Raw genomic sequence first — 11166 nt, 5'->3', positions numbered from 1 at the left:
CGCGACGGCGGGCCGGCAGGCGATCGCCTTTAAACAGCATCATCAGCAGCAACGGCAACAGCGCCGTGGTTAATGCCGCGCCTGTTCGCCGTGGTCCCGCTGGGGCTGCCAACCGCCGATACCATCGTATCACCGCCGATGATAGCCCTGCTGCTGATCGCCACGCCGCTGTTGCCGTTGCTGCTGATGATGCTGTTTAAAGGCGATCGCCTGCCGGCCCGCCGTCGCGGCAGCGCCTGGGTCTGTGGTTACGATCATGAATCATCAATGGTGATTACCGCCCACGGTTTCGCCATGCCGGTAAAAGCGGCCTTTGCGCCAGTGCTGAAGCTGCGCAAATGGCTGGAACCCAACATCCCGATCCCCGGCTGGCACGGCGAAAGCGCACCGATGGTGCTGCGCCGCCTGGCGCTGATTGAGCTGGCGGTGTTGGTGGTGGTCGTGATTTCGCGAGGAGCCTGATAATGAGTTTTCTATTTGCCGTCGTGCAGGCGCTGGTGCTGTTTGCCGTTGCGCCGCTGCTATCGGGTATTAGCCGCGTGGCGCGCGCCCGTTTGCATAACCGACGTGGACCTGGCGTGCTGCAGGAGTATCGCGATCTGTTGAAACTGCTGGGTCGCCAGAGTATTGCCCCGGCCGCTTCCGGTTGGGTATTTCGCCTGACGCCGTTTGTCATGGTCGGCGTGATGCTGACGATTGCCACCGCACTGCCGGTGGTGACGCTCGCTTCGCCGCTGCCGGTGCTCGGGGATCTAATAACCCTGATCTATCTGTTCGCCATTGCGCGCTTCTTCTTTGCCATCGCCGGGCTGGATACTGGTAGCCCGTTTACCGCCCTGGGCGCAAGCCGTGAAGCGATGCTCGGCGTGCTGGTCGAACCGATCCTGCTGCTCGGCCTGTGGGTCGCGGCGTTGGTCGCCGGTTCCACCCATATTAGCCATATCTCCAGCACCGTCTATCACTGGCCGCTCTCCCACACGCTTCCGCTGTTTCTCGCCCTGTGCGCCTGCGCCTTCGCCACCTTTATCGAGATGGGCAAGCTGCCCTTCGATCTGGCGGAAGCGGAGCAGGAACTACAGGAGGGGCCGCTGACGGAGTACAGCGGTAGCGGTTTCGCCGTGCTGAAGTGGGGCATCAGTCTGAAACAACTGGTGGTGCTGCAAATGTTTGTTGGCGTTTTCCTCCCCTGGGGGCAGATGAGCAGCTTTAGCGTCACGGGTTTACTGCTGGCGACGCTGCTGGCGGTAGTGAAACTGGTGGCGGGGGTACTGATTATCGCCCTGTTTGAAAACAGCATGGCCCGTCTGCGTTTCGTCGCCACCTCGCGCATTACCTGGGCCGGTTTCGGCGTCGCCTTTTTAGCCTTTGTCTCCTTGCTGGCGACCTATTAAGAGAGTTTGAGCATGTTTGAAGAAAAAATCGGTCAACACTATCTTGCCGCCCTGCATGAGAAATTCCCCGGCGTGGTGCTGGATGAGGCGTGGCAGACCAAAGACCAGATAACCATCACCATTAAAGTGAACTACCTGCCGGAAGTGGTGGAGTATCTCTACTACCAACAGGGGGGCTGGCTTTCGGTGCTGTTTGGCAACGACGAGCGCAAACTGAACGGCCACTTTGCCGTCTATTACGTGCTGTCGATGGAGCAGGGCGTTAAGTGCTGGATCACCGTGCGCGTGGAAGTGGACGCGCTGAAACCGGAATATCCTTCGGTGACGCCGCGCGTTCCGGCGGCGGTATGGGGCGAGCGTGAAGTTCGCGATATGTACGGGTTGATCCCGGTAGGATTGCCGGACGAACGCCGTCTGGTGCTGCCCGATGACTGGCCGGATGAACTCTATCCGTTGCGTAAAGACAGCATGGATTACCGCCAGCGCCCGGCACCGACCACCGATGCGGAAACCTATCAATTTATTAACGAGCTGGGTGATAAGAAGAACAATGTGGTGCCGATTGGCCCGTTGCATGTCACCTCAGACGAACCGGGCCATTTCCGCCTGTTTGTCGACGGCGAGAATATCGTCGATGCCGACTACCGCATGTTTTACGTCCATCGCGGGATGGAGAAATTAGCGGAAACCCGCATGGGCTATAACGAAGTCACCTTCCTCTCCGATCGCGTGTGCGGTATCTGCGGCTTTGCCCACAGCACCGCCTATACCACCTCGGTAGAGAACGCGATGGGTATCGTGGTGCCGGAACGTGCACAGATGATCCGCGCCATTCTGCTGGAGGTTGAACGTCTGCACTCCAATCTGCTCAACCTGGGGCTGGCTTGTCACTTTGTCGGTTTTGATTCTGGTTTTATGCAGTTCTTCCGCGTCCGTGAAGCCTCAATGAAAATGGCGGAAATTCTCACCGGGGCGCGCAAAACCTACGGTCTGAACCTGATCGGCGGCATCCGCCGCGACATGTTGAAAGACGATATGATCCAGACTCGCCAGCTGGCGCAGCAGATGCGCCGCGATGTGACCGAGCTGGTGGAGATGCTGATGAGTACGCCGAATATCGAGCAGCGCACCGTTGGCATTGGCCGTCTCGATCCGCAGATCGCCCGTGATTTCAGTAACGTTGGCCCGATGGTGCGCGCCAGCGGCCACGCGCGCGATACCCGCGCCGATCACCCGTTCGTCGGTTACGGCCTGCTGCCGATGACCGTGCACACGGAGCAGGGCTGCGATGTGATTTCGCGTCTGAAAGTACGCATTAACGAAGTGCTCACCGCGCTCAATATGATCGATTACGGCCTCGATAATCTGCCCGGCGGTCCGCTGATGGTGGAGGGCTTTACCTATGTTCCGCACCGTTTTGCGCTTGGTTTTGCCGAAGCGCCGCGCGGGGATGATATTCACTGGAGCATGACCGGCGACAACCAGAAACTCTACCGCTGGCGCTGCCGCGCGGCGACCTATGCCAACTGGCCGACCCTGCGCTATATGCTGCGCGGTAACACGGTATCTGACGCGCCATTGATCATCGGCAGCCTCGATCCCTGCTACTCCTGCACCGACCGCATGACGGTGGTCGATGTGCGCAAGAAGAAGAGCAAAGTCGTGGCCTACAAAGAGCTGGAGCGTTACGCGATTGAGCGTAAACACTCGCCATTGAAATCGTAAGGGGAACGGGAGCGATGTTTACCTTTATCAAAAAAGTGATCAAAACCGGTACGGCAACCAGCGACTATCCGCTGTCGCCGATGCCGGTCGATAAAAACTTTCGCGGCAAACCGCAGCACAACCCGCAGCAGTGCATTGGCTGCGCGGCCTGCGTTAACGCCTGCCCGTCGAACGCCCTGTCGGTGGAAACGGATCTCAGTACCGGCGAACTGGCGTGGCAGTTCAATCTCGGACGCTGCATCTTTTGCGCCCGCTGTGAAGAAGTCTGCCCGACAGCGGCGATTGCCCTGTCGCAAGAGTATGAACTGGCGGTGTGGAGCAAAGCCGATTTCCTGCAGCAGTCGCGCTTTGAGCTGTGTGAGTGCCGCGTCTGCGCCCGGCCGTTCGCGGTGCAAAAAGAGATCGACTACGCCATTGCCCTGCTGGCCCATAACGGCGATACCCGCGCCGAGCAGCATCGTGAAAGTTTTGAAACCTGCCCGGAGTGCAAGCGCCAGAAGTGCCTGGTGCCCTCCGACCGCATTGAATTGACCCGCCATATGAGAGAGGCCAGCTAATGAGCCAGCTGTTAGGTCCGCGTGACGCGGAGGGAATTCCGGTGCCGATGACGGTGGATGAATCCATCGCCAGCATGAAAGCCTCGCTGCTCACTAAAATTAAACGTTCCGCTTACGTTTACCGCGTCGACTGCGGCGGCTGTAATGGCTGCGAAATCGAAATTTTCGCCACCCTTTCGCCGTTGTTCGATGCCGAACGCTTCGGCATCAAAGTGGTGCCGTCGCCGCGCCATGCGGATATCCTGCTGTTTACCGGGGCGGTCACCCGTGCGATGCGCTCGCCAGCGCTGCGCGCCTGGCAATCTGCGCCGGATCCCAAAATCTGTATCTCCTACGGCGCGTGCGGTAACAGCGGTGGTATCTTCCACGACCTGTATTGCGTCTGGGGCGGTACCGATAAAATCGTCCCGGTGGATGTCTATATTCCCGGCTGCCCGCCGACGCCTGCCGCCACGCTGTACGGTTTCGCCATGGCGCTGGGGCTGCTGGAGCAGAAGATCCACGCCCGTCTGCCGGGTGAACAGGACGATCGTCCGGCGGAGATTTTGCATCCGAGCATGGTGCAGCCGCTGCGGGTGAAAGTGGACCGCACCGCCCGGCGGCTGGCGGGCTACCGCTATGGTCGGCAGATTGCCGATGACTATATGCAACGGCGAAGCGTCGGCGAATATGAAGTGGCGCGCTGGCTGGCCCAGGAGAACGATCCGCGTCTGACGGAGATTGTCAGCCACCTTGCTCAAGTGGTGCAGGAGGCGAAAATCTAATGGGCGAATCGGTGGTCTTTAGCCAGCTGCGGCGGAAATTTATCGACGAGAACGACAACGCACCCGCCCAGGCGCAGCAGGTGGTCTATTACAGCCTGGCTATCGGCCACCATCTAGGGGTGATCGACTGCCTGGAAACGGCGCTCTCTTGTCCGTGGGATGATTATCTGGCGTGGATCGCCACCCTTGAAGAGGGGAGTGAAGCGCGGCGCAAGATGGAAGGCGTGCCGCGCTACGGTGAAATCGTTATCGACTCAACCCACGTAATGCTGCTGGCAAACGCCTTCGATCGGGCGCAGGCGCGGCAAAACGCGCAACAGCTTGCCTGGAGCAAAGCGCTGCTGTCGATGCTGCATGATATTCATCAGGAGAGCGCTATCTATTTAATGGTAAGGAGATTACGTGACTGACGTTTTGCTGTGTGTTGGCAACAGTATGATGGGCGACGACGGCGCAGGCCCCTTATTGGCGGAGATGTGTGCCGCTAATCCACCGGGCAGCTGGCAGGTGATTGATGGCGGTAGCGCGCCGGAAAACGACATTGTCGCCATTCGCGAACTGAAGCCTTCGCGGTTGTTGATTGTTGATGCCACGGATATGGGGCTAAACCCCGGCGAAATTCGTGTTGTCGACCCGGATGATATTGCCGAGATGTTCCTGATGACCACCCACAATATGCCGCTGAACTACCTGATTGATCAGCTGAAAGAGGATATTGGCGAGGTCATTTTTCTCGGTATTCAGCCGGATATTGTCGGTTTTTACTACCCGATGACGCCGCCGGTAAAAGAGGCGGTGGAGCTTATTTATCAGCGGCTTGCGGGCTGGGAAGGTCACGGCGGTTTCGGGATGCTGTAAACGGTGCGCCGGAAGCCCGGCGCAGGTTTAACGACGGCGTTTTTCGGCGTACATCACTTTGTCGCAATCCTCCAGCATATCGCGCAGCGTGTTGTATTTACTGCCGCCGTTTTCGATAATGCCGTGCGAATAATTAATGTGGTAATTCTTACCGGAGAGATGATCGATAGCGTCCATGCGTGATTGCAGATCGAATAAAAACGCATCCACCCCATTTTGCACCGCATTGCCCAGCAGCACGGCAAACTCTCCGCCGCCGAGACGTGCGGCAATATCCTGCTCGGTAATACATTTCGTCAGATTATTGGCGAAGGTTTTTACCACCAGATCGCCCTCGCGATTGCCGAGCAGTTCATTAATCGCTTTCAGATTATCAATACTGAAATAGAGCAGGCTGAAATCTTTTTTGTGCTCTTTAAACCAGGCGAAGCGTTTCTCGCCGGTCCGGTAAAACCCCCGGCTGTTCGGCATGCCGGTGAGGCTATCGCTCATCGCCATACTGAGGATCAAAAACTCATCTTCGACAATGGCGGCGAAGTCGAGCAGGGTGTTGATCTCCGCGCTGGAGAAGGGGCGCGGATAAGTATCGATAATGCAGATAGTACCTGCAATAGCGCCGTCGGGCAGATGCACCGGACAGCCCGCATAGAAGCGCACCCAGGGCTCGCCGGTGACAAACGGGTTGTCAACGAAACGCGGATCGGCCAGCGTATCTTTGACAATAAACACACCCTCTTCGAGGATCGCATGGGCGCAAAAGGACAGATTGCGCGGCGTTTCGCAGGTATCGACGCCGCTGCGCGACAGCAGCCACTGGCGATCGCGATCGAGAAGGCTTATTACCGCAATCGGTACATCGAAGGTGGTCTTCGCCGTACGGGTTAATCTGTCAAAGCGTTCATCATCTGTTTTATCAAGCAAATCCATCATGTACAGCGACTTAAGCCGTTCGATTTCATTGACTGGCATGGCTGGAAAGATCATGGCTCACCCTCGCTCTTGGCACTTATCCCAAGTGTAGACAGATCTGCCTGGCATCGCGTTATATATCCGTAACTTGCCTACCCACGCACAAAATCAATAAATGCCTGTAAAGGTGCCGGGATCAGCCGCCGAGAATTATAATAAAGAGATGGGCCGTTAAACGATAACCACCAGGGTTCCAGCAGCGGGATAAGCTCACCCCGCTCTATCGCCGGGCGCAGCCACTCTTCAAACAGATAGATAATGCCGCTGCCGGCAATCGCCGCCTGCACCGCCAGATCCACCGCGCTACCGACGCTGACCACCAGCCCGCCGTTCACCTGCACACGCAACGACTCGCCATCGCGCTCAAATTCCCATTCGGGGGTTACCCCACTGGCGTAGCGCCCGCGAATGCAGTTGTGGTTTATCAAATCCCTGGGGTGAAGCGGCACGCCATGCTGCTGCAGGTAAGCGGGGGATGCGGCGGCGGCAAAACGCTGGTGGCGCGGGCCAATGGGCAGCGCAATCATGTCCTGCTCCAGACACTCATCATAGCGAATACCCGCGTCGCAGCTGTCACGAAAAACATCCTGCACGTTGCTCTCGGCAATGATTTCCAACTGAATATCCGGGTATTGCGCCAGAAAAGCGGGAATAATGGCGGGCAGCACCAGCCGGGCGGCGCTGACGGGCACATTCAGGCGCAGCGTGCCGCTGGGGGTTGAACGGTAGCGGTTAATCGCATCGAGTGCGGCGTCCACTTCGCTCATCGCCGGTTGCAAACGTGCCATCAGCGTTTTGCCCGCTTCGGTAAGGGCAACGGAGCGCGTCGTGCGGTTAAATAAGCGTACGCCGAGCTGCTGTTCCGCGCGCTTTACCGCGTCGCTCAGACGAGAAGGGTTACTGCCGGTAACGCGAGCGGCTTCGCGAAATCCCCCGGCGTTGGCAACGGCGACAATCGCATTTAACAGGGCGAAATCCAGCTTCATTGTTCGTTTAACCGTACAGTGTGTATGAATTTCGCCGGATTGTTGCACAGCCAGCAAGCTCCTACAATCGATTAACACAACACACGGGAGGTATTTCATGTCTCAAACCACACTGACTTATCGTCTTGGCGATCGTGAAGTTGGTCGTCTGGGTTACGGTGCAATGCAGCTGGCAGGACCGGGGGTTTTTGGCCCGCCCGCCGATGAAGCGAGAGCGATTCAGGTACTGCGCGACGTGATTGCCGCCGGTGTCAACCATATCGATACCAGCGATTTTTATGGCCCCCACGTAACCAATAAATTGATCAAGCAGGCGCTGCATCCTTATCCGGAGGATCTGTGCATCGTAACCAAAGTCGGCGCGCGCCGTGATGATCAAGCCAACTGGCTACCCGCCTTCAGCGCCGACGAGTTAACCCGTGCCGTGGAGGATAATCTGCGTCATCTCGGGCTTGATTCAATGGAAGTAGTGAACCTGCGCGCGATGTTTGGCGTGCACGGGCCGGAAGATGGGCCGCTGGAAGCGCCGCTGGAGGCGTTAATCAAGCTGAAAGAGCGCGGGCTGATTCGCCATATCGGCCTTAGCAACGTAACGGCAAAACAGGTGGCCGACGCGCAGAAAATGACGCCTGTTGCCTGTGTGCAGAACCTTTATAACGTGGCGAATCGTCATGATGACAAACTTATCGACAGCCTTAATGAGCAGGGGATCCCCTTTGTGCCGTTCTTCCCGTTAGGCGGTTTTACACCGTTGCAGTCCGGCGAGCTGAACGAGGTTGCCCAGGCGCTGAACGCGACACCGATGCAGGTCGCGCTGGCGTGGCTGTTGCAGCGTTCGCCCAATATCCTGCTGATTCCGGGCACCTCATCACCGCAGCATCTGCAGGAAAACCTCGCCAGTGCGCAGCTGACATTGCCGCCGGAGGCGCTGGCAAAACTGGACGCCATTGGCAAAGCGTAAGAGGAAATGCCCGCAGTCAGTGGGCATTTTTACAGGCAGCAACCGATTCGCGGCGCACCAGCTCGCCACGAGGAGCAGAAACGGGGGAGGCTTCCGGTAGCAGCACCATTTCGATGGCGTTACGGATCATTTCATCCATCGGTACATGGATAGTGGTCAGCGCCGGGTGGTAATACTTGCCGATATCCGCATCATCAAATCCCGCCAGTGAGATATCCTGCGGCAGCCGCAAACCCGCTTCATAGCAGGCTTTCGCCACGCCAATCGCCATATCATCATTCGCCGCCAGTACGCAGGTAAACGGCACCTTGCGCGCCAGCAGCTCGCGTCCTGCCTGATAACCGCTGTCGGTACTCCAGCTACCGCGCACTAAAAGCTGCGGATCGGGTTCGATCCCAGCGTTGCGCAGGGCTTGTTGATACCCGGCTAAACGACGCTCGCCGGTAGGAGAGGCTTCGGCACCGGCGACAAAGGCAATACGTGTATGCCCCTGTTCCAGCAGGTGCGCCATCATCGTTTCGCAACTTTGCTGGTGATCGACAAAGACGCACTGGCTACGGTGACGCTCCAGTTCGCGGTTAATCACCACCAACGGCGTTTTATTGTGCTCAATGATCTCGTCGAGTTCGGCCACCGTCAGGTATTTCGGGTAGATCATGATCGCTTCACAGCGCAGCGACAGCAGCAGATCGATGGCCTCGCGCTCTTCGCGGGCGCTGTGTTTGCCATCCGCCAGCACCAGCTGTCGACCGTGGCGTTCGCTATGGGTGGCGGCGTGATAAATCATGCTGGAGAAGAACGGACCGTTATAGAGCCCGTTGGTGATAACCAGCCCAACGGAGTTGGTTTTATTATTGGCGAGATTGCGCGCCAGTTGATTAGGGCGGTAGCCCGTTTCGGCTATCGCCTGCAACACTCGGGCTTTTACTTCCTCGCGGACAAAAACTTTGCCATTTAGCGTACGCGATACTGTCGCTTTGGACACGCCAGCCAGCCTGGCGACATCCAGTATCGTGACCATCGTTAAACCTCACTCTCGTTATTATGCTGGTGCCTGCATTGACCCGCGGTACAAAAACGGCCATTGAAGATGGACGCGGTTAAGCCCGGCATCACGCATTCGTTTCGTTTCATTATCACATATCAGGCTAATCGCGCGATCGGCGTCGCTCAATGTTGCGACCTGCGCAGCACAAGGTGCGGCAAGCAGGCGTTATCGCCGCCGGGCATATTTCGTTGTCTGGCGAAGCATAAGCTGCCTTGTAAGGTCACACTGGCCGCTCATTAACGAAGAAGGAGCCCGTGATGATTGCCGTTCTTTTTGAAGCCGATATCGCCCCCGGACAGCAGGCGCGTTACCTGCAGCTTGCCGCAGACTTAAAGCCGGTGCTTGCAGAGATCGAGGGGTTTATCGCCATAGAGCGTTTTCAAAGCCTGAGCCGTGAAGGCAAGATATTATCCCTGTCGTGGTGGCGGGATGACGAGGCGGTGCAGGCATGGAAAAGCAATGTGCTGCATCAGCAAGCGCAGGCCGAAGGGCGCGAGGCCATTTTTGCTTTTTACCGTATCCGCGTCGCGCACGTTTTTCGCGATTACACCTCCAGTACCGGGAAGCCATAATATGTACGACATTCACGTTATTCTGAACAATACGCCGGGTGAACTGGCGCGATTGGGTGAAACTCTGGGCATCAGCGGTGTTGGGCTGGAAGGCGGCGGCGTCTTTACCGTGGGCGAGCAAAGCCATGCGCACTTTCTGGTAGAAGAGGGCGAGCGCGCTGGCAACGTTTTGCACGCTGCCGGGTTTAGGGTGCAGGCCGTGACGCCGCCGGTGATGCGTAAACTTCGGCAAGTGCCCGGTGAACTGGGGGCGATTGCCCGTACGCTGGCACAACACAACGTTAATATTGTGGTGCAATACAGCGACCACGATAACCGCTTAATTTTGCTTACTGATAACGACACGCTGGCGCGTGAGGTAACGAAACAATGGGAAGTCCCGGCTTTATGAGTTCATACGGGTTACAAAACACGCCGCAGCCTTCGCCTCTGCTGGAGGAGCGGCTTGCGGGACTTGCCAGCGCGATGGCCGATCCGTCGCGGGCCACTATGCTCTGCGCATTGATGGACGGGCGCGCATGGACGGCGACGGAACTCAGCGCGGTGGTGGAGATTGCCGCTTCAACCGCCAGCGCGCATCTGGCGAAACTGCTGGCCAGCGGTCTGCTGGTCTGCGTCTCCCAGGGGCGGCATCGTTACTACCGGCTGGCGGGCAGCGATGTCGCCGCGCTGCTGGAAACAATGATGGGCGTATCAATGCGTGGAGTACCGACGCCAGCGAGCCGTACGCCGCTGGCGCTGCGCCATGCGCGCACCTGCTATGACCATCTCGCCGGGGAGCTGGCCGTGGGCGTGTTTGCTTTTATGCAGCGTGAAGGCTGGATCGGCGAGGAGGGCAGCACAATTACGGATGTAGGTAAACGCGGTCTGGCAAGCCTTGGTGCGGTGCTCGATCCCCACACCCGACGCAAACCCTGTTCAGCCTGCCTTGACTGGAGCGAGCGGCGATTTCACCTCGGCGGCGATGCGGGCGCGGCGCTGCTGATCGCCTTTGAAAAACAGGGCTGGCTGCAAAGAAACCCGGGCTATCGGGAAGTGACCATCACCCCAGAGGGAAAGGCGGCGTTTTATCGGGTGTTCGGTATAGGAACATAATAATTAAACCGCGTGTTATGGGCATATGCGAAAGATACTCTTTGATGACTTAAACTGTAAATTTAACTTATAAGTCTCGTCTGTCGAAATTTAAGCAGCATGTCGTTACGGCTGGCAGGAAGATAAACATACTATTTACCCTACCAGTAGGTAAAAAAGACTCTTTTCACATTTAATAAATGAGCTGGAGCTATGTTAAATATTTCTATAGATAAGTCGACGCTATAACTAACGGTGTTA

The 11166-nt window shown here is 57.4% G+C and carries 13 protein-coding genes and 1 pseudogene; 11 read left to right on the top strand and 3 right to left on the bottom strand.

What is annotated here, in order from left to right; genetic code table 11:
- Positions 1-60: 60 nt before the first annotated feature.
- The 7 genes and pseudogenes from RW65_RS12920 to hycI form a co-directional block, all read left to right on the top strand.
- Positions 61-462: pseudogene (locus tag RW65_RS12920) on the top strand (formate hydrogenlyase subunit 3); the annotation flags it as partial.
- Between the two features lie 2 nt (positions 463-464).
- Positions 465-1391, top strand: coding sequence for a respiratory chain complex I subunit 1 family protein (locus RW65_RS12915; protein ID WP_039057165.1), 927 nt, complete (start codon positions 465-467; stop codon positions 1389-1391).
- A gap of 12 nt (positions 1392-1403) precedes the next feature.
- Positions 1404-3116 carry a hydrogenase large subunit gene (locus RW65_RS12910; protein ID WP_039057164.1) on the top strand — a complete coding sequence of 571 codons (1713 nt, stop codon included), beginning with the start codon at positions 1404-1406 and terminating at the stop codon, positions 3114-3116.
- A gap of 14 nt (positions 3117-3130) precedes the next feature.
- The gene (locus RW65_RS12905; protein ID WP_039057163.1) at positions 3131-3673 is read left to right on the top strand and encodes a formate hydrogenlyase complex iron-sulfur subunit; all 543 of its coding nucleotides are present in this window, start codon (positions 3131-3133) and stop codon (positions 3671-3673) included.
- The gene (locus RW65_RS12900; RefSeq protein WP_039057162.1) at positions 3673-4437 is read left to right on the top strand and encodes an NADH-quinone oxidoreductase subunit B family protein; all 765 of its coding nucleotides are present in this window, start codon (positions 3673-3675) and stop codon (positions 4435-4437) included. Before RW65_RS12905 ends, RW65_RS12900 begins: the two co-directional genes overlap by 1 nt.
- Positions 4437-4847 carry a formate hydrogenlyase maturation HycH family protein gene (locus RW65_RS12895; RefSeq protein WP_039057161.1) on the top strand — a complete coding sequence of 137 codons (411 nt, stop codon included), beginning with the start codon at positions 4437-4439 and terminating at the stop codon, positions 4845-4847. Before RW65_RS12900 ends, RW65_RS12895 begins: the two co-directional genes overlap by 1 nt.
- Positions 4840-5295 carry a hydrogenase maturation peptidase HycI gene (gene hycI / locus RW65_RS12890; protein ID WP_039057160.1) on the top strand — a complete coding sequence of 152 codons (456 nt, stop codon included), beginning with the start codon at positions 4840-4842 and terminating at the stop codon, positions 5293-5295. The genes RW65_RS12895 and hycI overlap by 8 nt, the downstream gene beginning before the upstream one ends.
- Positions 5296-5322: 27 nt before the next feature.
- On the opposite strand, the gene RW65_RS12885 is transcribed toward hycI, so the two are convergent.
- The gene (locus tag RW65_RS12885; protein ID WP_039057159.1) at positions 5323-6279 is read right to left on the bottom strand and encodes a sensor domain-containing diguanylate cyclase; all 957 of its coding nucleotides are present in this window, start codon (positions 6277-6279) and stop codon (positions 5323-5325) included.
- A 77-nt stretch (positions 6280-6356) separates the two neighbouring features.
- Entirely contained in the window at positions 6357-7250 is an 894-nt protein-coding gene (locus RW65_RS12880; RefSeq protein ID WP_039057158.1) for a LysR family transcriptional regulator, read from the bottom strand.
- Positions 7251-7347: 97 nt separating this feature from the next.
- On the opposite strand from RW65_RS12880, the gene RW65_RS12875 reads away from it, so the two are divergent.
- Positions 7348-8211: an aldo/keto reductase family oxidoreductase gene (locus tag RW65_RS12875; protein WP_039057157.1), complete on the top strand. Its 864-nt coding sequence runs from the start codon at positions 7348-7350 to the stop codon at positions 8209-8211.
- 16 nt (positions 8212-8227) lie between these two features.
- Here RW65_RS12875 and RW65_RS12870 read toward each other — a convergent pair whose 3' ends face one another.
- Complete coding sequence (locus tag RW65_RS12870; protein WP_039057156.1) at positions 8228-9232, bottom strand: LacI family DNA-binding transcriptional regulator; 1005 nt, start codon at positions 9230-9232, stop codon at positions 8228-8230.
- Between the two features lie 284 nt (positions 9233-9516).
- Here RW65_RS12870 and RW65_RS12865 point away from each other — a divergent pair, with 284 nt between their 5' ends.
- The 3 genes from RW65_RS12865 to RW65_RS12855 are packed head-to-tail and all read left to right on the top strand — an operon-like array spanning position 9517 to position 10926.
- Entirely contained in the window at positions 9517-9831 is a 315-nt protein-coding gene (locus RW65_RS12865; RefSeq protein ID WP_039057154.1) for an antibiotic biosynthesis monooxygenase family protein, read from the top strand.
- A gap of 1 nt (position 9832) precedes the next feature.
- On the top strand, positions 9833-10222 hold the full coding sequence (locus tag RW65_RS12860) for an amino acid-binding protein (protein WP_039057153.1): 390 nt from the start codon (positions 9833-9835) through the stop codon (positions 10220-10222).
- On the top strand, positions 10219-10926 hold the full coding sequence (locus RW65_RS12855; protein ID WP_039057152.1) for an ArsR/SmtB family transcription factor: 708 nt from the start codon (positions 10219-10221) through the stop codon (positions 10924-10926). The genes RW65_RS12860 and RW65_RS12855 overlap by 4 nt, the downstream gene beginning before the upstream one ends.
- Positions 10927-11166: the final 240 nt, after the last annotated feature.

The organism is Enterobacter sp. Bisph1, from assembly GCF_000814905.1.
GTDB lineage: Bacteria > Pseudomonadota > Gammaproteobacteria > Enterobacterales > Enterobacteriaceae > Kosakonia.
The sequence above is the reverse complement of the archived record's forward strand: the minus strand, read 5'-3'. Positions and strand labels throughout refer to the sequence as shown.